Origin of the sequence: Actinophytocola sp. (genome assembly GCF_036378875.1) — a bacterium.
Classification (GTDB): Bacteria; Actinomycetota; Actinomycetes; order Mycobacteriales; family Pseudonocardiaceae; genus Actinophytocola.
Window position 1 is genome coordinate 42,076 of record NZ_DASUVO010000022.1, and the last position, 19,673, is coordinate 61,748.

General features: G+C 70.1%; 22 protein-coding genes. 14 read left to right on the forward strand and 8 right to left on the reverse strand.

Features of this window, described 5'->3' with window-relative positions; translation table 11 throughout:
* The first annotated feature begins 22 nt into the window (after positions 1-22).
* On the forward strand, positions 23-892 hold the full coding sequence (locus VF106_RS06240) for an LLM class flavin-dependent oxidoreductase (protein WP_330838600.1): 870 nt from the start codon (positions 23-25) through the stop codon (positions 890-892).
* Between the two features lie 11 nt (positions 893-903).
* On the opposite strand, the gene VF106_RS06245 is transcribed toward VF106_RS06240, so the two are convergent.
* Together VF106_RS06245 and VF106_RS06250 are read right to left on the reverse strand one after the other, a co-directional pair.
* Positions 904-1,356 (reverse strand): hypothetical protein, encoded by a 453-nt coding sequence (locus VF106_RS06245; RefSeq protein WP_330838601.1) that lies wholly within the window; start codon positions 1,354-1,356, stop codon positions 904-906.
* Positions 1,356-2,135 carry a phytanoyl-CoA dioxygenase family protein gene (locus tag VF106_RS06250; protein ID WP_330838602.1) on the reverse strand — a complete coding sequence of 260 codons (780 nt, stop codon included), beginning with the start codon at positions 2,133-2,135 and terminating at the stop codon, positions 1,356-1,358. Before VF106_RS06250 ends, VF106_RS06245 begins: the two co-directional genes overlap by 1 nt.
* Before the next feature lie 31 nt (positions 2,136-2,166).
* Between VF106_RS06250 and VF106_RS06255 the strand changes: the two genes are divergently transcribed.
* On the forward strand, positions 2,167-2,937 hold the full coding sequence (locus VF106_RS06255; protein ID WP_330838603.1) for an LLM class F420-dependent oxidoreductase: 771 nt from the start codon (positions 2,167-2,169) through the stop codon (positions 2,935-2,937).
* A gap of 258 nt (positions 2,938-3,195) precedes the next feature.
* Here VF106_RS06255 and VF106_RS06260 read toward each other — a convergent pair whose 3' ends face one another.
* Positions 3,196-3,846, reverse strand: a complete 651-nt coding sequence (locus VF106_RS06260; RefSeq protein WP_330838604.1) for an HAD family hydrolase — start codon at positions 3,844-3,846, stop codon at positions 3,196-3,198.
* Positions 3,847-4,035: 189 nt separating this feature from the next.
* On the opposite strand from VF106_RS06260, the gene VF106_RS06265 reads away from it, so the two are divergent.
* The 6 genes from VF106_RS06265 (at position 4,036) to VF106_RS06290 (ending at position 11,197) form a co-directional block, all read left to right on the forward strand.
* Positions 4,036-5,541 carry an alkaline phosphatase family protein gene (locus VF106_RS06265; protein WP_330838605.1) on the forward strand — a complete coding sequence of 502 codons (1,506 nt, stop codon included), beginning with the start codon at positions 4,036-4,038 and terminating at the stop codon, positions 5,539-5,541.
* A 23-nt stretch (positions 5,542-5,564) separates the two neighbouring features.
* Entirely contained in the window at positions 5,565-5,819 is a 255-nt protein-coding gene (locus tag VF106_RS06270; RefSeq protein WP_330838606.1) for an acyl carrier protein, read from the forward strand.
* Between the two features lie 4 nt (positions 5,820-5,823).
* Positions 5,824-7,164: an alkaline phosphatase family protein gene (locus VF106_RS06275; RefSeq protein WP_330838607.1), complete on the forward strand. Its 1,341-nt coding sequence runs from the start codon at positions 5,824-5,826 to the stop codon at positions 7,162-7,164.
* A 115-nt stretch (positions 7,165-7,279) separates the two neighbouring features.
* Positions 7,280-7,948 carry a hypothetical protein gene (locus VF106_RS06280; protein WP_330838608.1) on the forward strand — a complete coding sequence of 223 codons (669 nt, stop codon included), beginning with the start codon at positions 7,280-7,282 and terminating at the stop codon, positions 7,946-7,948.
* Positions 7,945-9,234 carry an alkaline phosphatase family protein gene (locus tag VF106_RS06285; protein ID WP_330838609.1) on the forward strand — a complete coding sequence of 430 codons (1,290 nt, stop codon included), beginning with the start codon at positions 7,945-7,947 and terminating at the stop codon, positions 9,232-9,234. The genes VF106_RS06280 and VF106_RS06285 overlap by 4 nt, the downstream gene beginning before the upstream one ends.
* A gap of 139 nt (positions 9,235-9,373) precedes the next feature.
* The gene (locus tag VF106_RS06290) at positions 9,374-11,197 is read left to right on the forward strand and encodes a B12-binding domain-containing radical SAM protein (RefSeq protein WP_330838610.1); all 1,824 of its coding nucleotides are present in this window, start codon (positions 9,374-9,376) and stop codon (positions 11,195-11,197) included.
* A 5-nt stretch (positions 11,198-11,202) separates the two neighbouring features.
* Here VF106_RS06290 and VF106_RS06295 read toward each other — a convergent pair whose 3' ends face one another.
* Complete coding sequence (locus VF106_RS06295) at positions 11,203-12,582, reverse strand: alkaline phosphatase family protein (protein WP_330838611.1); 1,380 nt, start codon at positions 12,580-12,582, stop codon at positions 11,203-11,205.
* 25 nt (positions 12,583-12,607) lie between these two features.
* Between VF106_RS06295 and VF106_RS06300 the strand changes: the two genes are divergently transcribed.
* From VF106_RS06300 to VF106_RS06320, 5 genes are all read left to right on the forward strand, one after another.
* The gene (locus VF106_RS06300; RefSeq protein WP_330838612.1) at positions 12,608-13,678 is read left to right on the forward strand and encodes an LLM class flavin-dependent oxidoreductase; all 1,071 of its coding nucleotides are present in this window, start codon (positions 12,608-12,610) and stop codon (positions 13,676-13,678) included.
* 137 nt (positions 13,679-13,815) lie between these two features.
* The gene (locus VF106_RS06305; RefSeq protein ID WP_330838613.1) at positions 13,816-14,058 is read left to right on the forward strand and encodes a hypothetical protein; all 243 of its coding nucleotides are present in this window, start codon (positions 13,816-13,818) and stop codon (positions 14,056-14,058) included.
* Positions 14,045-14,968, forward strand: coding sequence for a transglutaminase-like domain-containing protein (locus tag VF106_RS06310; RefSeq protein ID WP_330838614.1), 924 nt, complete (start codon positions 14,045-14,047; stop codon positions 14,966-14,968). Before VF106_RS06305 ends, VF106_RS06310 begins: the two co-directional genes overlap by 14 nt.
* Positions 14,968-15,630: an HAD-IA family hydrolase gene (locus VF106_RS06315; RefSeq protein ID WP_330838615.1), complete on the forward strand. Its 663-nt coding sequence runs from the start codon at positions 14,968-14,970 to the stop codon at positions 15,628-15,630. The genes VF106_RS06310 and VF106_RS06315 overlap by 1 nt, the downstream gene beginning before the upstream one ends.
* Positions 15,623-16,066: a type II 3-dehydroquinate dehydratase gene (locus tag VF106_RS06320; RefSeq protein WP_330838616.1), complete on the forward strand. Its 444-nt coding sequence runs from the start codon at positions 15,623-15,625 to the stop codon at positions 16,064-16,066. Before VF106_RS06315 ends, VF106_RS06320 begins: the two co-directional genes overlap by 8 nt.
* Before the next feature lie 19 nt (positions 16,067-16,085).
* Here the strand turns inward: VF106_RS06320 and VF106_RS06325 are convergent, their stop codons facing one another.
* Genes VF106_RS06325 through VF106_RS06335 form a run of 3 tightly spaced genes read right to left on the reverse strand, consistent with a single transcriptional unit; the run spans position 16,086 to position 17,655 of the window.
* Entirely contained in the window at positions 16,086-16,586 is a 501-nt protein-coding gene (locus VF106_RS06325) for a peptidoglycan-binding domain-containing protein (protein ID WP_330838617.1), read from the reverse strand.
* Complete coding sequence (locus VF106_RS06330) at positions 16,523-16,990, reverse strand: glycoside hydrolase family 75 protein (RefSeq protein WP_330838618.1); 468 nt, start codon at positions 16,988-16,990, stop codon at positions 16,523-16,525. The genes VF106_RS06325 and VF106_RS06330 overlap by 64 nt, the downstream gene beginning before the upstream one ends.
* Positions 16,987-17,655 (reverse strand): peptidoglycan-binding domain-containing protein, encoded by a 669-nt coding sequence (locus VF106_RS06335; RefSeq protein ID WP_330838619.1) that lies wholly within the window; start codon positions 17,653-17,655, stop codon positions 16,987-16,989. The genes VF106_RS06330 and VF106_RS06335 overlap by 4 nt, the downstream gene beginning before the upstream one ends.
* A gap of 147 nt (positions 17,656-17,802) precedes the next feature.
* Here VF106_RS06335 and VF106_RS06340 point away from each other — a divergent pair, with 147 nt between their 5' ends.
* The gene (locus tag VF106_RS06340) at positions 17,803-18,771 is read left to right on the forward strand and encodes an ArsR/SmtB family transcription factor (protein ID WP_330838620.1); all 969 of its coding nucleotides are present in this window, start codon (positions 17,803-17,805) and stop codon (positions 18,769-18,771) included.
* Here the strand turns inward: VF106_RS06340 and VF106_RS06345 are convergent.
* Positions 18,768-19,610 carry an SDR family NAD(P)-dependent oxidoreductase gene (locus VF106_RS06345; protein ID WP_330838621.1) on the reverse strand — a complete coding sequence of 281 codons (843 nt, stop codon included), beginning with the start codon at positions 19,608-19,610 and terminating at the stop codon, positions 18,768-18,770. The genes VF106_RS06340 and VF106_RS06345 overlap by 4 nt on opposite strands.
* Between the last annotated feature and the right edge of the window lie 63 nt (positions 19,611-19,673).

Below are 19,673 nucleotides of genomic sequence, written 5' to 3' on the forward strand. Positions count from 1 at the left end.
CCGGAGGATTGGAGCGTAGAACGTGAAGATCGGTATCGGACTTCCCAATGTCATCCCCGACGTCCCGGGGCGGGTGCTCGTCGACTGGGCCGCCCGGGCCGAGGCGGCCGGGTTCTCGTCGCTCGTGACGACCGACCGGGTCGTCTACCCGGGCTACGACCCGCTGCTGGCGCTGGGCGCGGCAGCCGCGGTGACGAGCCGGATCCGCCTGGTCACCGATGTGCTGGTCGGCCCGGTCCGCAGCCCCGTGCTACTGGCCAAGGACGCGGCGGGCGTGTACGAGATCTCGGAGGGCCGGCTGGTGCTCGGCGTCGGACCGGGCGTGCGGTCGGACGACTTCACCGTGGCGGAGCGGGACTTCACCGGGCGGTTCAGCCGGTTCGAGCGCGACCTGGGGATCATGCGGCGGGTGTGGTCGGGGGAGCCGGCGGAGGGCACCGACCGGTCACCGCTGCCCCGACCGCTACCGGCCGATGGCGTCCCACTGCTGATGGGCGGCTTCAGCGACGGCTGCATCCGGCGCGCCGTGGAGTGGGGCATCGGCTGGGCCGCCCCGAGCCTGCCGCCGGACGACGTGGTGCCGTTCGCGGCGCGGGTGCGGGAGGCCTGGTCGGCGGCCGGCCGGTCCGGCGAACCGGAGATCATCGCGATGGCCCGCTTCGGCATCGGCCCTGACGTGCTGACCGAGTCCCGGAACTCGGTACGCGACTACTTCTCGATCCTGGGCCCGGAACAAGCAGAACTCTTCGCCGACGACGCCGCCCGCGACACAGAAGCCGTCCAGGCGATGATCGGCAAGTACGCGGAGTCCGGAGTGGACGAACTGGTCTTCAACCCCACGGTCGCACGAGTGTCCCAGGTGGACCGCCTGGCAGAGGCCTGCTTCGGCTAGACCGCCGGCACCTACTGGGGACGTTTGGACCAGACGTGGTCGCCTGGGTCCAGGGTGACAGGTTGTTCGCGGATCGCGCAGATCGCGGTCGGGACCGGGTCGGCGGGGCACACGAGCCGAACCGCCAGTGGGCGCCAGCCCGACAGGGCGGCCGGGACCCCCGCGGTGGCGAGGTAGGTCACCGGGATCGGTGGGGTGGTGGCGGGTGGCGTGACGGCGCTGTCGGGGCGGCCTGACAGGAAGAGGTGGGTCGGGCGGTCGGTCGGGAGCAGGGCCTGGACAAGGCGAAGCGCCGGTGCGATGCCGCCGTCGTGGGCGGCTACGGCGAACGGGGCCCCGGCCGTCGTGCGGCGGACCGTGTCCACGCGGTCCGGTGTGGACAGTCGGTGGAACTCGATCTCGGCGCCGATGCGGTCCGGCCAGTTGATGACGGCGCCGAGGACCAGGACGTGGACGGCGGGCATTATGTCGGCAGCCCGCCGGTCTGGCCAAGGGCGCCCTGGTAGATCTCCCAGCCGAGGAGGCGGCGCATCACCGGTGTGGCCCGGTCGTGCACCTCCTGGTCGACGGCCACGAACGGGTTCTCCTGCTGGCGGATGTAGGCCCGGCAGTAGTAGGTGAGGATGCCGTGGCGGAGCTGGTCCTTCGTGCGGTTGGCGCCGGTCTGGTGCCACAGGCGCCCGTCGAAGACCATCACCGTGCCTGCCGGACCGCACACCGGTTGGGTCTCGAGATCGCCCTCGCCGGCCGCGTAGTCCGGGGGCCTGCCGAGCAGGTGGGTGCCGGGGATCACCCGGGTGGCGCCGTTCTCCTCGGTGAAATCGTCGAGCATCCACATGCTGTTGGCGACGAACGGATACGGCGGCCACGGCATTCGGGCGAATGTCTGGTCCGGGTGCAACGCCATCCGAGCGCCGCCCGGGCCGGCAATGTTCGCATGGATGCTCGACAGCAGGAAATTGTACCCGAGCAGCTCTTCCATCAGCTCGCACACGGCCTCGTTCTGCACGATCTCCGCGAAGATCTCGCCTTTGTTGAGCAAGCCGAACACCCGCTGGTTGCCGCCGTCATAGAGGAATGCTGAGTTGTCCGCGCGTTCGGCCTCGGCAAGTTCGACGAGGCGTTCTCGTAGCTCTTTGAACTTTGCCGGCGGCAGCGGATTGTCAATCAGGCACAGGCCCCATTCCCGAAGATTTTCCTTGGCTTTCTCGTAGTCGCCGGTTATCGTTTCAAATGTCGTCATACGATGCCTCCGTGGCGGAAAGGGGTCGGATATGTCCGCGCGATTCAAGGTCGGTGCCTGGTTGATGCCGCAGCACACCTCGGTCGAGCGGCTGCGGGCCGCCTGGCGGGAGGCCGATCGCCGTGGCGTGGACTCCATCTGGGTGTGGGACCACTTCTTCCCGCTGACCGGCGACCCGGACGGCACGCATTTCGAGGGCTGGACACTGCTCTCGGCGATGGCGGTCGAGACGTCCCACGCCGAGATCGGCGTCCTGGTGACCGACCACGACTACCGCAACCCCGACCTCCTCGCCGACATGGCACGCACCGTCGACCACCTGAGCGGCGGGCGGCTCGTGCTCGGGCTCGGCGCCGGCTGGATCGAGCGCGACTACGCCGAGTACGGCTACGAGTTCCGGTCGGGGCGGGAGCGGGCCGAGGCGCTGGCGGGATACGTCGAGCGCGTCAAGGCGCGGCTGGCCAAGCTCAACCCACCGCCGCTGCGCGATATCCCGCTGCTCATCGGCGGCGACGGCAAGCGAGTCGCGTTGCGCACGGTGGCCAGGCACGCCGACGCGTGGAACACGGTGGTGTGGCGGTTCGAGGACGGCAACCAGACGCTCGACGAGTGGTGCGCCCGAACCGACCGCGACCCCGCCGAGATCGAGCGCACCTGCTTCCTCACCGCACCGGAGCACCTGGACGACGTGGAACGACTCGTCGCGGCGGGCGCGCGGCACATCATCATGCAACTCGGCGACCCGTTCGACCTCGAGCCGGTCGACCGGCTCATGAGCCTCTCCCGCAAGGCCGCGGCGTAGCGGGAGGTATGGGGGGACGCTGGCTGGTCGGGCCCACTCGGCGGGCGCGGGGCGCGCAGCGCCCGGCAGCACCCGCGGGGTGCCGCGCCGCGACGGACGCTTTCGGGACATAGCCGGTGTCCTGAAAGACGCGATGGGGACGTTCAACGACATGAGCGCGTCTTTCAGGACATCGCCTGCACGCCTGGCGCACCGCATGTCCTCAGGGGCACCTTCGGGACATCGCCACCCCAGCCCGGCTTGCACCTGACGCACTCCCTAGTCCGGCGGCCAGCCCATCAGTTCGTAGATCCGGGTACTGGTCTCCTCCGCCGTCTTGTGGTGGATCGCGGTCATGCCGGCTTCTTCCGCGCCGCGGACGTTCGCGGCGTTGTCGTCGACGTGGACGCACGCCTGCGGCGACACCCCGATCAGTTCCGCGGTGTAGGTGTAGATCTCGGGTTCGGGTTTGCGCATCCCGACCGTGCCCGAGACGACGACCGTGTCGAACAGGCCCGACCAGTTGCGGGCGTCGTAGTCGAAGTTCCACGAGTTCGACAGCACCGCGGTGTGGACGCCGTGCTGGCGGGCGCGTGCCAGCAGGTCCTCCATGGCGTCGTCCATCCGCACGCTCGCGTGGAACCGGGACACCAGGCCCTTCGGTTCGACGACGTGGCCGTCGGTGGTGCGGATGGCGGCGGCGAACAACCGCTCGAAAACCGGGATCGACATGGCGCCGCGTTCCAGCGACTGAATGGGTGTGTATTTTCCGTCGATTGCCGGCCGTTCGGTCCAGTCCCGCATCAACTGCGTGAAATGCTGGAGGTCCAGTCGTTCGGCGGCGGCGAAGTTGGCGAAGACGTGCGAGGCGGGTAATGTCAACGTGCCGCCGTAGTCGAAAAGCAGTGCCCCGTATTCACTGTTCGGCATCTTCCGCGACCTTCCTCGTTCGTGGCGCGGCGCAACTCCCGTAGGGTACGGCCGAGATCGGAGCCCGCACGGCGAGACTTAACGAAGGCTCCCTCAATGTTTGGACCGCCGCGGAGCCCGCTGCCTAACGTTATGTCGAGCTCTTGTCGGAGGACTGTTTTGGCCACCTCAATCATCCCGCCAAAGGCGTTGGTCATCGGATTGGACGGCGCCAGTTTCGACATTGTCGACCGTCTCGTGCCGACCGGTCGGTTGCCGAATCTGGCGGCACTTCTCGGCAGCGGGGCCTCGGCCAGGGTCAACTGCACGTGGCCCGCCCACACCGCCCCGGGCTGGAGCTCGTTCGTCAGCGGGCGGCGCCCGGGTGGGCACGGCATCTACCAGTTCTTCGACACCCAGGACCGCGACTACGGCGCGCACCTCACGCAGGCCTCCGACCTCGGCTGTTCCTCCGCCTGGGACTGGCTCACCGCGCAGGGTTGGTCGCTCGGCCTGGTGAACGTCCCGATGTCGCACCCGCCGCGCGAACTGCCCGGCTACCAGATCACCTGGCCGCTGCAGCAGACGATCCGCTACTGCCGGCCAGCCGGGCTGCTCGCAGAACTGGCGAAGAACGGCGTCCACTTCCAGTCCGACCTGGCCACGATGTTCCGTGGCGACATGAGCTATCTCGACGAGGCGGTCGCCAGCGTCGAGGCACGCGTCCGCTCGCTCGAGTACCTCATGACCAACCATCCGACCGACCTGGTGATGGCGGTGCTCACCGAGGCCGACCGGGTGTGCCACCACTACTGGCACTTCTGCGACCCGGAGCACCCTCGGTATGAGGCGGCGCCGTCCGGCAGCGGCTGGGACGAGGCGGTCGAACGGATCTACACCGCACTCGACGACGGCGTCGGCCGGCTGCTGGAGATGGTCGGCGACGAGACGTCGGTCGTGGTGGCCTCCGACCACGGGCTCGGCGTCGGCCGGTACGGCGTCGCGGTCCACCGACTGCTGGCAGAGGCCGGGCTGCTCGCCACCGTCCCAACCGGACAGCGCCAGGATGGTCAGCAGGCGAGCTGGTTCACCGGCGAGGAACAATCCGTCGACTTTGGACGGACGCGGGTCTACATGCCGGTGCCCGGCAGCTACGGCCTCAACGTGAACCTCGCCGGCCGGCAACGGGACGGCATCGTCACCGAGCGGGACAGGGCCGCGGTCCTGGCGGCGGCCACCGACGTGCTGGCCGACGTCCGACTGGACGGCGAGCCCGTGTTCTCCTCAGTCGTGCCGCGCGACGTGGTCTATCCCGGCGCGCACGTCACCCGGGCGCCCGACCTGCTGCTCGTGCCGCGCGACGAGAGCGTGCTGCCGGTGAGCGACCTGGACGGTCCGGTGTGGCGACCGAGCTGGCAGACCGGGCTGCACCGGTACCAGGGGATGTGGATCCACCGCTCACCCCGGGTCAAGCCTGGGCGGCTCGCCGAGCCGGTGCGGATCGTCGACCTGCTGCCGACGCTGCTCACCGACCTGGGCGCGAGCTGGCCGGACACGATCGACGGCCAGCCCGTCCCGGTCGTGCGCGAGCAGCCGGCCCGCCCGCTCGGCCCCCTCGCCGAGGACCAGGCCGGTGCCCGGGACGGCCACCACGAAGGGCCGACCGAGGAAGACGAGTACACCAGCCAACGGCTCCGGGAGATGGGCTACCTGTAACCCCGACGCGCGAAGGACAGCTCATGGCAGACACCAAGACACGGCTTCGGCAGATCCTCGTGGACTCGCTGGAGCTGGACCGGGCCGCTGACGACATCCCCGACACCAACCTCGTGCAGGAGCTGGGGTTGGACTCGATCAACACCCTCGAGTACCTGATCTGGGTGGAGAGCGAGTTCGGCATCCAGATCGCCGACGAGGACCTGTCCGTCGACCTCATCGACGACCTGAACAACCTGGCCTCCTACGTCGAGGCCCAAGTGGCCGAGTCGGTGTGACGCCGTGGCCACGCCCCGCCGCGTCGTCGTCGTCATCACCGAAGGCGCCACCCCGGAACTGCTGACGCGGTGGTGCGACGCGGGCGAGCTGCCGAACTTCGACCGGTTGTTCCGCTCTGGCCGGTCCGGGCCGCTCGACGCCGACGGGGTCCCGTACGAGCCGCCGGGGCTGGTGTCGCTGCTGACCGGCCGGCGTCCGGGCGACCACGGGTTCTACTCGTACTGGTCGGCGCACGACCACGACCACCAACCGAGCGTGCTGGGTGCCGAGCGGCACCGGCACCCGTTGCTGTGGCAGCGATCCGAGCTCAACGGGCTGCGTTTCGCCAGCGTCGGGATCTTCGGCACGCACCCGCCGGCCCCCATGCCCGGCTCGCTGATCACCTACCCGATGCGCCAGACACTGCGCGCGTGCTACCCGCCGAACCTGCACCGCGACCTCGCCGAGCGGGGAATCAAGCCGGTGCACGACGTGTCGATCTGGTGGTCCGGCCAGCCGCGGTCGGAGCTGCTGCCCCGGCTGCTGGAGGCCGACACGCGACGCGGACAGGCGACGCTGGCGCTGTTCGACGAGGGCGCCGACATCACGCTCGTGAACCTCACCGCGATCGACCGCTGCTCGCACATCTTCTGGCAGGAACTGGAACTCGGGCCGGAACGGGAGGCCGGCAGCGCGGTGCTCGCCGCGTACCGGACCGCGGACGGTGTCCTCGGCCAGTTCCTCGACCGGCTGGACGACCGCACCACGCTGGTCGCGTTCTCCGAGATCGGCTTCGGGCCCCTGCGGGCGTACTGCTCGATGAACGAGGTGCTGGAGCGCGGTGGGCTCCTCGGCCGCGACGAGCACGGCAGCACCACCTGGGCGAAGACTTCCGCGTTCGAGGCCGTCCAGGGCACGCACGGGGTCAACGTCAACCTGCGCGGCCGGTACCGCGACGGCACGGTCGACCCGGCGGACTACGACCGCGTCCGCGACGACGCGGCCCAGGCGCTGCTCGACGCCGTCAACCCGCGCACCGGACTGCCCTACCTCGCCGCCGTGCTGCGCCGCGAGGAGGTCTACCAGGGCGATGCCCTCGACGAGGCCCCCGATCTCGTCCTCGAACCCGCCGACTGGCGCTACCTGCCGTTGGGCGAGCCCGGCTGGGCGTCGCACGTACACCGGCACTGGCAAAGCGCATGGCACCGGCCCCGTTCGTACTGGGCCGCGGCGGGCGCCGGCGTGCGACCGGGTCGGGCCAGCGGCCCGGCCACGCCGGTCGACGTGGCCGCGGCGGTGGTCGGCTACGCGGGCCGCGACATCCCGAGAGACTTCGCCGGCACTCCACTGGAGGCCCTGCGATGAGCGCAGCTTGCGGAGCGAATCAACAGTGTTCAGGCTGCCGCCGAGCCCGCGGAGGGCGCCGGTGGAGCGGAGCCTGCGGAGCGTTCCGGCGCCGCGGAGCGGGGGAGGGGGCAGCATGAGGTTGCTGCCGCTGGCGATCACCAAGGTGGACGACCACGAGGCGTGCGTTGGCGCGGTCACCGAGCACGGCATGTGGATCAGGCCAGAACCGGTGCTGACCGGACACGTCACCTCGGCCGAGCCGCCGTTCCGGTACTGGTACGTCACCGAGATCGCGCTCGGGCCGCCGGAGGCATCCGACCCACGGCCGGAGGATCGGGCGGTGCTCGCGCCACCCGCGCTGGACGCCGGCTCCTACGTCCCGCCCGACGAGAGGCCGGGCCTGCTGGCGCCGCTGTGCGCACCGGACGCCGAGGCGGCGATCGGCGGCGCCCGGCGCACGCTGGGACTGATCCAGGCGGAGGTCCTCGATGTCACGGTCCGTCGTGCGACCCGGGGACAGGCGTTCCTGCGCTGCAAGTTCCGCGACGGCGCGAGCCGAGAGTACGACTGGATCGTGCCCGAGATCGCGTTCGGCGCGCGGGTGTGGCCGCACGTCCACGACGGCCGGCTCGACGAGGCGTTCCGGGCCGACCTGCTGGCGTCGCTGCGTTGCGGGGACACCTTCCTCACGCTCGGCCTGACCAAGCCGAACCACCGGTTCCCCAACCGTTTCGGCGGCTGCCACCCGCTGGTCGTCGGTGTCCACTCCGCGGTGGACAGTCGCGTCGGGACGCCGGCATGACACGGCGGCTGCTGGTCGTCGGCCTGGACGGGATGCCGCTGGACCTGCTGCACCGGCTGGCCGCGACCGGCGTCATGCCGGCCGCGGGAGAGCTGTTGGCGCAAGGGCGCAGTGTCGAGCTGCGTGCGCCCGTGCCGGAGGTCAGCTCGACGTCGTGGGCGTCGTTCCTGACTGGCGCCAACCCCGCACGGCACGGCGTCTACGGCTTCGTGGACCTGGTGCCCGGTGGCTACCAGACATACTTCCCGAACGTCACGCACCTGCGCGTCCCGCCGCTGTGGGAGCAGGCGGCCGGGCACCGGACACTGTGCCTGAACGTGCCCGGCACCTACCCGGCGCCGGAGACCGACGGCGTCGTGGTGTCCGGTTTCGTCGCGCCGTCGTTCGACCGCGCGGTCCGGCCGGCCCGGCTGCTGGAACCGTTGCGCCGACAGGGATACCAGCTCGACGTCGAGGTCGGCGACGTGGCCGCCGACCCACTCGCGTTCGTCGGCCGCGTTCGCGCGGCCCTGGCCGCCCGCTCCAGGAGCTTCGAGTACCTGCTGGACACCGAGCACTGGGACCTCGCGATCGCGGTGATCACCGAGACCGACCGGCTGCAGCACTTCCTGTGGCGGCACGTGACCGACGAGGCGAGCCCGTTGCACGAGGCGGTGCTCGCCGTGTACGGCCAGGTCGACGACTGCCTGGCCCGGTTGGTCGAACGGTGTGCCGACGACGACGGGATCGCCATCGTGAGCGACCACGGCTTCGGCCCGGCGGACTGCCAGTTCCACGTCAACGCCTGGCTGCGCGAGCAGGGGCACCTGGCGTCCATACAGGACAGTCCGGCGCTGGCCGAGCTGGACGAGCGGACCTCGGTGTTCGCCCTCGATCCCGCACGGCTGTACCTGCACCGGCCCGGTCGCTTCCCGCGTGGCCGCACGGGTCTGGGTGACGCCTTCGCCGACGAACTGGTCGCGACGCTCCTCGACCTGCGCTGGGCGGGGCGGCCGGTCGTCGACCGGGTGTACCGGCGCGAGGAGGTCTACCGAGGGCCGCTGCTGGACCGCGCCCCCGACCTCGTCGTCATGCCGGCGCCGGGCGTGCAGCTGCGTGGCGCGTTCGCGGCCGACTCCGTGGTGCGTCCGGACGTCTTCACCGGCACCCACACCCGCGGCAACGCCGTGTTCTACCTGCGTGGCGACCCGGTCCTGCCGGACCCCATGGACATGGCGGACGTCGCACCGGTCCTGCTCGAGCGCCTGGGGGTGCCGGCCACGATTCCCCTTGGAGGATGGCCATGACACTCCCTGTGTCAGCCTCGCGGCTCGCAACCGCACCTCAGGGGAACGTGACGCAAGCCAGCCACAAGTACGTGACCATGCAGAACCACCCGTTCCCCGGCGCAACCAACACCTTGAATTGCGGGGAGGCGGAACAGTCATGACCACCACGCTGCCGATCACTCAGGTGCGGCGGAAGCCTGGCGCGTTCAAGATCGCGATCGACCCGCGGATCACCGACCCGGCGTCGTTCCGCGTCAGCTTCCTGATCCTGCTCGACGGCGACCTCGTGATGTCGCCGGAGCACCTCGGCGTTGCGTACATGGCGGCCGTGCTGCGCCAGGTGGGGGTCACCGCCGAGATCCGCGAGGTCGTGCACGGCGAGGAGGACGACGCGGTCGCCCACCTCGCCGAGTACCGGCCGCGGCTGGTCTGTTTCACGCTGATGAGCCTGAACGTCGCGAGCTGCCAACGGGTCGCGGCGCTCATCCGCGAACGGCTGCCGGACACGGTGATCGCGTGCGGCGGCCCGGCGGGCACCTTCGCCGGCCTGGACGTGCTGCGTAACAACCCGAACGTGGACGTCGTCGCGGTCGGCGAGGGCGAACCGGTCATCCTCGACCTCGTCCAGAAGCTCTACCTCGGCGAGTCACTGGCCGAGTGCCCCGGCGTCGGCCTGCGGCTCCCGGACGGCGAGCTGAAGCAGAACCCGCCGCGGCCGGTGCTGCACGACCTGAACGTGCTGCCGTTCCCCGCGCGCGACCAACTCGAACAGCACGGCAACAAGCTGGAGTACGTGCGGGTGAGCACCAGCCGCGGCTGCGTCGCGCACTGCACGTTCTGCTCGGCGCCGCACCTGAAGAACCGTGCCCAACCGGGCAAACCGTGGCGGGCGCGGGATCCGAGGATCGTCGTGGACGAGGTCGAGGAACTGGTGAAGCGGTACCAGTTCCGCACCTACGACTTCGTCGACTCGACGTTCGAGGACCCCGACGGCGGACGGGTCGGGAAGAAACGCGTCACCGCCATCGCGAACGGCATCCTCGAACGCGGACTGGACATTTACTACAACGTCTGCATGCGCGCCGAGAACTGGAGCGACGACGACAACGAACTGCTCGACCTGCTGGTGCGGTCCGGTCTGGAGAAGGTCAACGTCGGCATCGAGTCCGGTGTCCCCGAGGAGCTGGAACTGTGGGAGAAGCGGGCGACCGTGGCGAACAACGCCACGATCATCCGGCTGCTCCGCGAACACGGCGTCTACCTCGCGATGGGCTTCATCCCGTTCCACCCCTACGCCACGGCGGAAACCCTGGTGCAGAACGCGGAGTTCCTGCGCCAGAACGCCGGTCACAACCTGCGCCGGCTGACCGAACGACTGGAGATCTACCCGGGCACCGCGATCCTGCGCCGGATCGAGGGCGACGGCCTGCTCGCCGACGGGTACTGGGACACCCTCGACCCGTACGGCTACCACTTCGCCGACCCTCGGGTGGAACGGCTCGCGAAACACTACGCGTCGCTGTACAACAACGACGACTACCACCGGCACGGCGTCATCACCGAACAGTCCTCGGTGTTCGAGTTCGAGACGTTCAACGTCGTCGTGCAGACGTTCATCTCGCGGCTGTACCGCCGGTTCCACCAGGTGCCGGGCGCGAACGAGGTCATCCAGGGGTTCAAGGACTGGGTGCACGGCGTCCGTCAGGAGTGCGGGCAGTTCAACTTCGAGTTCTTCATGCAGAACCTCGACGACGTCCTGAACGACCGGCTGGACCTGGCGAAGCAGCGCAGCGACGTCGAGGCGATCGACCACCACTACCGGCAGCGGATCAACCAGATCAAGAGCGAGCAGCTGCGGGTCGGCAGGGCGCTGCACCGGCTGGGCTGCGCCGTCGCCGAGATCAGCTCGTCGCTGCCGCCCGTCCGGCCGGGCGGCGCGCCACGCAGCTACAGCACCGAGGGCGCGAGCGCCGTATGGTGATCGACCTACTCGACCACGACGCCGCGCTGGCCGGGCTGGCGCGGCAGGCCCAGCAGGTCCTGCAGGGTGGGCGCCACGTCGTACAGCGACAGTCCTTCCCTCGGTCCCGGGTCGCGGTCGGTGCCGGCGAGGACGAAGATGCCCTGCTCGGCGTGGTTGGCGTGGTCGGGTCCGGTGTCGTTGTCAGGGGAGTACAGGCCGCGGCCGAGGCCGAGGGTGGCGAGTGCCCGCCAGCGCAGGTCTCCGAAGTAGACGATCAGATCCGGCGGGATCGCCCTGACCTCGGGGTAGACGTCGGCGGGCCGCATCGCGCGGTTGCCCATCGGTTGGCCGTCCTCGTCGACGATGGCCTCGATCGCCGCGGCCACCTGGTCCAGTGTGGACTCGACATCACGGGCCGGCACCGTGCCCTGCGGTTCACGGCCGGCGACGTTGAGGAAGATCCGGCCGTAGTACCCGCCTTCGGCCCATGCGGTGGTGCGGGACCAGTCGACCTTGGCGTCGGACATCCTCGTCGGCCCGGTCGGCTCTTCGGCGAGCACCAGCAGGCCCTGCTGCCGCAGCCATTCGTTGACACAGAACCCGCCGACCATCGGCTGCCCGCCGTGGTCGGACACGACGAGCACGGCGGTGTCGTCCGGCAACCCCTCCAGGAACGTCGCGAGGTGTGCGTCGAGCGCCCGGTAGTAGTCGCGGAAGACGTGCTCCCACTGGTTTCCCGGCTCGTACCGAGGGTGCTCGGGGTCGCAGTAACGCCAGAAGCCGTGGTGCAGCCGGTCCGGGCCCATGTCGACGAAGGAGAAGAAGTCCCACTCGCGCGTGCGGGCCAGGTGGCCGGCGAGGGTGAACCGCTGCTCGGACATGTCGAAGATCTGCTGGGAGATTCGTGCCAGCTCCGGCGACCGGAAGTTGTCGACGTCGAGCTGGTAGCCGCCGGTGACTTCCTGTACTTCGTCACGAAGTTCCCGGGGATACGTGAAGTCGGCGTCGGTCGACGGCGCCATGAAACACGACACCATCTCCCCGTGAATGGGCGCCGGGGGATAGGTGCCCGGCACGCCGAGGACGACGCTGCGGCGGTTCTGCCCGGACAGCACGTCCCACAGCCGGGGCAGCGTGAACTTGTCCGACGAGGCGAAGGCGAGCGAGCCGTAGTCGTGGTCGCGCCGGTCGCGGAAGCCGTAGACGCCCAGCTCACCCGGCGTTCGGCCGGACATCATGCATGCCCAGGCCGGCACGGTGATCGGCGGCACGACACTGCGCATCGGCCCCCACGCAGCGTCCTCCCGCAGCCTCGTCAGGGTCGGCATGTCGGCGGCGAACCGGTCGAACGCGAGCTGGGGCGTACCGCAATCCAGTCCGATGAGTGCGACTCGTTGAGGCATATCAAGGAAAATACCGGAGGAATCGGTGAGGTTCGGCTACTTCTCGCACGTGTGGGGCGGTCCGGGACTGACCGCCGGGCAGCGCTACGAAATCCTCTGGGACGAGGTCGAACTCGCCGACCGGCTGGGTTTCGACTACGCCTTCTCCGTTGAGCACCACTTCTCCCCGGAGGAGAGCTGGATGCCGTCGCCGACGATCTTCTGCACCGGCGCCGCGTCGCGCACCGAGCGGATCCGGCTCGGGCCGATGGGGTACATCCCGCCGCTGTACAACCCGATCCGGGTCGTGGAGGAGATCGCCGCGCTGGACCACGTGACCGGCGGGCGGCTCGACATCGGGCTCACGTCCGGGTTGATGCGGGCGTTCTTCGACCGGTACGGCGCGGACTTCGACCGGCGGCGTGAGCTGACCCAGGAGTGCCTCGAGCTGATCCAGGTCGCGCTGGCCGCGGACGGGCCGTTCTCGTTCGACGGCCCAACACACAGCTACCACGACCTGACCCTGTCGTTCGGTCCGGTGCAGCGACCGCACCCTCCACTGTGGATTCCCACCCGGGACCGGAACATGTTGCGCTACCTCGCGCGGATCGGCGCGCACACGTCCTCGACGATGATCGTGCCGCGCACGGCGCTGGGCCTGGTGTACCGGCACTACCTGCGTTGGTGGGCGGAGGCGGGGCACGCGGGGAAGCCGAACATCGGCTACTGGACGCTGGTGCACGTCGCCGACGACGACGAGGAGGCGGTGGCGCGGGCGGCGCCCCACGTGATCCACACGCTGACAAAGGTGCTGGGGTACGGCCGGAACACCGCGGAGCCGGTCGGCGGCGGGTACGGCGCCCGCAGCGCGCTGTCCACCGAGGACATCCTGCGGCACGCCGGCGACATGAGCTTCCTCATGGAGCACAACCTGGTCTTCGCCGGCTCGCCGGAAACCGTGGCCGGTCAGATCCGCCGGGCCGCGCAGGAGGGCTGCTTCAACACGCTGCTGGCCGAGTTCAACTTCGGCTCGCTGGACTGGCCGGAGCTGTCGGACTCGATGCGTCGGTTCGCCGCCGAGGTCATGCCGGCGCTGGCGGAGTTCGAGCCCTACTAGGAGGAGACGTGGAACCAGAACGGAACGATCCGGTCACCGAGGTGGCGGTCGACCAGGCGGACGTCTACAGCCGCGAGGAGGAGGAGCAGCTCGCGGCGCGGCTGCAGGAGCTGGGCTACCTCGAGTGAGGAGAGGGCGTGATGGGCAAGGAGATGTCCGCCGAGGAGTTCGCGGACTACCTGACGAGATGGGTCGGCGCGGCCGGCACGGTGCTGGATCCCCACCTGCCGCTGGGTGAGCAACTCGACGTGAGCTCCTCCCGGCTGATGGAGCTGTCGATCGTGCTGGAGCTGGAGCTCGGCATGTACCTGCCCGACGACGTCGACCTGCGCACGCGCACTCCCGCGGCGCTGTACTTCGACTACCGTGCCGACGACTAGCGCGCCGCCGGCGGCGGACGTCACGTCCGACCAGCTGGGCGACCTCGTCGACCTGGTGCGGCGGGTGCCGGACGGGGTCCGCCGGTTCGCGCTGCCGGTCGAGGCCGCCCGGTCGCTGCACCGTGTCGACGAGGAGCTGCTGAACCGGTTGGTGGCACTGGGCCTGCCGTACGTGGAGGTCGGGTCGACCCGTCTGTTCGACGACTACGACATCAGCAACATCGCGCTACACCTCGGGCTGATGTCGGTGCGTCGGCGGGCGATGCGGGCGTGGGCCGGCGCGTTGCGGCGCGGTGGTGACGGCGGCCTCGACCGGCGGGTCGGGTACGTGCCGACCTGTCCCGCGCCGGGTCACCGGGGCCCGTGCCAGTACCAGGTGCTGGTTCCCGGTGGCACGCGGCGCAAGTGTGTGGGCTGCGACGACCCGATGGCGCCGGTGACGAGCCTTGACGTGCGGGTGCGGGCGGAGTGGCCGGAGCTGCCGACGCCAGTGCGGGAGCTGCTGGCCGAAGTGCGGTCGGTGCGGTTCTTCCTGCTGCCGGAGGCGATCCGCTGGGACCTGGACTTCCTGTGCCACACCCGGCTGGCCGACTGCGGTGGCGTGACCAAGTACCTGGTGGCCGCGGCCCGGCGGCGGGGGATACCGGTGCGGTTCTCGTTCGGTCTGCTGGTGTCGAAGCCGTACTCGACACCGCACTGCTGGGCGGAGTTCGAGGTCGACGAGACCTGGGTGCCGGTGGATCCGCTGATGGTCGCCGCGATGTCCGAGTGGGCGGGGCTGCCGGCGGAACAGTGGCCGGAGTCGCGGTCGCCCGGGGTCCTGTTCTGCCGGCTGACCGACCGGTTCACCCGCGTCGCCGTCCACAACGGACTCTGGGCCGGCCTGTCCCTGCCTACGGAGGTGGTGTGATGACCGCGGTCCATGCCGTCGTGTTCGATCTCGACGGCGTCCTCGTGGACAGTTTCGCCGCGATGCGGGAGGCCTTCTCCATCGCCTACACGGAGGTCGTGGGATCCGGCACGCCGCCGTTCGAGGAGTACAGCCGGCACCTGGGACTGTACTTTCCCGACATCATGCGGAAGATGGACCTTCCGCTGACGATGGAGGGCCCATTCATCGCGGCCAGCAAACAGCTTGCGGACCGGGTGCTGGTGTACGACGGGGTGGCCGAGATGTTGCTGTCGCTGCGCGAGGCGGGCCTGGCTACCGGCGTGGCGACGGGCAAGCACGGCTGGCGTGCACGGGAACTGCTGGACACGGTCGGCCTGTCGTCCACATTGGACGTGGTGATCGGCAGCGACGAGGTGTCCCGTCCCAAGCCGGCCCCGGACATCGTCGAGGCCTGCCTTGACAAGCTCGGCGTGCCGGCGGCGTACGCGATGTACGTTGGCGACGCCCCGGCCGACATGCAGAGCGCACGGGCGGCCGCGGTGCGGTCCGTGGCGGCGCTGTGGGGCGGGGACGGCCACGGCCCAGGGCCGCTGCTCGCCGAACGGCCGGACCTGGTGTGCCATCGGCCGTCCGACGTAACGTCGGCGGCACGCGGGGAAAGGTTCTCCTACCGTGCCTGACATCCTGCTGCTCAACGGTCCGAACCTCGGCATCCTCGGCCGTCGGCAGGTCGACGTCTACGGGACCGACACACTCGCCGACGTCGAACGCGCGGTCGCCATGGAGATCGCGCCCTGGTACCAGCTGTCCAGCGTGCAGCGCGACGGCGAGGGTGAGCTGATCGGTGCGGTCCAGGACAACTACCACGTGGCCGGCGCGATCGTGAACCCCGGCGCGCTGATGATCGCCGGCTGGGGCCTGCGGGACGCGCTGGAGAACTTCCCTGCGCCGTGGATCGAGGTGCACCTGTCGAACATCTGGGCCCGGGAACAGTTCCGCCACACGCCGATCACCGCCGCGTTGGCCGCCGGCGTGATCGCCGGCTTCGGCCCGCACGGCTACCGCCTCGCCGCGCGAGCATTGCTCCAGATCCTGACCAGTAGCCCGAAGAGTTGAGCGGCCGCGGCTGCTTTGGCTACCTGCCCGCCTGCAGGGCTGCCCAGGTGTTGGGTCCCACGACACCGTCGACGGTGAGTCCGCGACTGGACTGGTACGTCCGGACCGCGGCGACCGTTCTGGGGCCGAACTGCTCGTCGATGGTCAGCGCCGCGGTGGTGGCGGCGTTGAGAGCCCGTTGGAGGCGGAAGACCGCCTCACCGGTCGCGCCGTCCCGCAACACCGGGGTTGTGCCTCGGGCCAGTAACGCGGTCCAGGTGCGGGAGTCCACCGCGCCGGTGACGGGCAGGGCGACGCTGGACTGGAACTGCCGCAACGCGGCCGCCGTCGCCGCGTCCAGGATGCCGGTGGGGTCACCCGGGCCCGTGTCCAGGCCCGCGGCCCGCAGCAGGCACTGGGCCGCCTTCACCACGGGTGTGGGGGCGCCGGCGTCCAGGCGCGGGTAGGTGGAGTAGCTCAGCCGCACACCGGCACAGCCCTGGCGGCCCGCCACGAGGTCCTCGGCGGCGGCCTGCCCCACTGCGGCGGCGTCCGCACTGTCCTGGATCGGGCTCGCCCGCACCCCGGGAACAGGATGTGGTCCACGACCCGGCCGGAAACCCCACCGGTACGCGGGTCTGGGTTGATGCCCAGCGCCTTGGCCAGCGGGTAGGAACCCTCGCCGATCGCGTCGCCCGGGCCGACGTCACCGACCACCGCGTAGGCGACGCGGCCCTGGTACACCACGGCGGCCACCGTGGCGCCGGTGATGCCGGATCCGCTGTGGCTCCAGGTCGAGGTGATGCCCGGCACGACCACGTACGGCAGGAGTTCGGCGTTGAGCGGGGCGCCGTCGGACTGGGACCAGGCGGTCTGGTTCTGACAGTACGGGTCGGTGTTCGGATTGCACTTCTCGGTGCGCTGACCGTCGCAGTCGATGGTCATGCCCGAGCGCCAGTGCACGGCGTTGCCGGTCGCGCAGACCGGGACCGTGCGCGTACCCCCACCGCGCTCGGCGTACTTGCCCAGGGGCCGACGATGCCGTCCGAGGTGAGGCCGGCCGCGGTCTGGTAGCGCTTCGCCGCCGCGGTGGTGTTGGCGCCGAACTTCCCGTCAATGGTCAGCCCGGCGTCGACGGCACCGGTCGCCGGCAGCCCGACCCTGGTCTGGAACTGTTGGGCGGCAAGGATGGTGGTGTCGTCGAAGATGCCGCTGGGTCCGGCGGTGCCGGTGTTGAGCCCCGCGGAGCTCAGCAGGCACTGTGCCGCCGTGACCAGGTCACCCGTCGCGCCGGACCCGACCTGGGGATAGCGGCCGCGGCTGTGGTCGACCGCGGCGCAGGTCCGGACGTCGCCCTCGATGACGTTGCGGTAGCGGATGGCGGTGAAGCCCGCCGTGCGGTCGGCGGACCACGTGTTCTCGGCCGCGACCGTGCCGGAGTGGGCTCGATGCGGGTGGCGACCGCCATGATGTCGCCGGTCCAGCGGGAGGTGGCGAGCCCCCAGGCCATGGACACGAACCCGGAGCAGTCCTGCCGGTAGGTGCCGTACTGGTTGGTGTGATGGGAGGTCTGGCTGTAGGGGACCCGCGCGCGTAGTTGGTGATCTCATGGCCGCCAAGCATCGGTGACGCGCCACCGCGATGACAAAGGTTTCCATACCAGGGCAAAGGCCCCTGGTGGCGACCCACTCACGACTTTTCCCGATATTTCGTGAAATCCACACCGTACAGTCGATGACTCCCCTAGCATCACGGTGGTGCTGCGCATCCACTTCACGCCTGAAGACCTGGCCAGAACGCGGATCAGTACCGGACCGCACCTGATGTGGGAGCTCCTGCTGAGCACCAACCGGCTACGCGGACGCGACGGTGACGTCGTCTTCGGCGGATGGCGCCGGTCGGTGGCCGCCCGCACCCCGGCGATCACCCGGCTGCTGACCGATCTGGCCCCGGTCACGGGCTACTCTCCGGACTTCCTCACCCCGACCGCCGCGTCATCCCTCGACGAGGCACTGGAAGCGTTGCGGCGCACCCCGCGGCGGCGGCTGCGCAAGGACCTGACCGTCCTCGCGGGCGGCCGGAAGCTCCCGGCATGGACCGCGGAGCTGGCCGAAGGTCGACCCGAGGCACTGCGCAGGCTCGCGGACGCCGCCGACCAGTACTTCGCGGCCTGTCTGGCGCCGTACTGGGCGCGCGTGCGCGGCCGCGTCGACCAGGAACGGGCCCGGCTGACCGCGGCCTTGGCCGACGGTGGCTGGGAATCCGTCCTCGAACGGCTGCACCCCACCGCCCGCTGGCGCTACCCCGTGCTGGAGATGGGCTACCCCGTGGACCACGACCTCCACCTCGACGGGCGCGGCCTGCACCTCGCGCCGTCGTTCTTCTGCTGGGGACTACCCACGACCTTCCTGGACGCCGAGTACGAGCCCACGCTCGTGTACCCGATCGAGCACGTGGTGGGCTGGTCCGCGCCGGAAGGCACCCGCAAGCCACTCGCGGCGCTGCTCGGTCGTACCCGCGCCCGGGTGCTCGAGGCTCTCGGCGAACGCCCCGGCACCACAAGCGATCTCGCCACCCGCACCGAGACCAGCCTGCCCACCGCCAGCCAACAGGCAGCGACCCTGCGCGCCGCGGGTCTGGTCGAGACTGTGCAGAATGGCCAGTCGGTCCTGCACTCGATCACGCCGTTGGGTGCCTCCCTTCTGTCCGGTGCCGGTGCTTTCTAGCGGGTCCATCGTTGAGAAGGCGGCGGTTCCAAGGCGTCGATGAGGTGGTTGTCGAAGGCCTCGGCGATGTCGTGAACCTCCCAACCGTCGTTGCGCAGAACCGGTTCCTTGGCTGACGTCTGGCGCACGATGTGCACCTTGTTGGCGGTGAAGCGGATCAACTGGCCGGTCACGGCCGTGGAGAGGTCGCTGAGCAGGTACGTCACGATCGGCGCGATCCGCTCCGGTGTTTCCTCCGGGGGCGCGGGTGACCGCGTGTCGGCCAGTGCCATCCGCGTGTGGGCCAACGGGAAGAGCGCGTTCACCCGCACACCGTGCTCAGCCAGTTCCCCGGCCCACGCCACGGTCATCGAGGACATCGCGCCCTTGGACGCCGAGTACGTGGCCGCGGTGCGTTGTCCGATCATGGCCAGCGACGCCATGTTCACGATCGATCCCGTGCCCTGCTCGCGCATCGCACGTGCGGCGGCGGACCCGCAGTACAGCGACCCCAGAACGTTGACTTCGATCAACTCGCGCATCCGCTCCGGCATGTCCTCCCACACCAGGGCCTGGTAACGCACGCCGGCGTTGTTGACCAACCCGTCGATTCTGCCGAACTCGGCCAGGCACCGCTGGACGGCCGCGTCAGCCTGGCCGGGATCCGCCACCGAGCCGACGCTGGTCACCGCCCGCCCGCCGGAATCCTCGATCAGCGAGACGACCTCCTCGGCGGGCTGCCCATCGATGTCGTTCACCACCACCGCGGCACCGCACGCGGCCGCGTGTAGCGCGGATGCCCTGCCCAGCCCCCGACCGGCACCGGTGACGACCACGGCCTTGCCCGCGAGAATGCCCATGATCGAAGTCTCCAACCCCGGCGGACGACAGCCAGGAACAGTGCGGCCAAAGGTCATCCACCC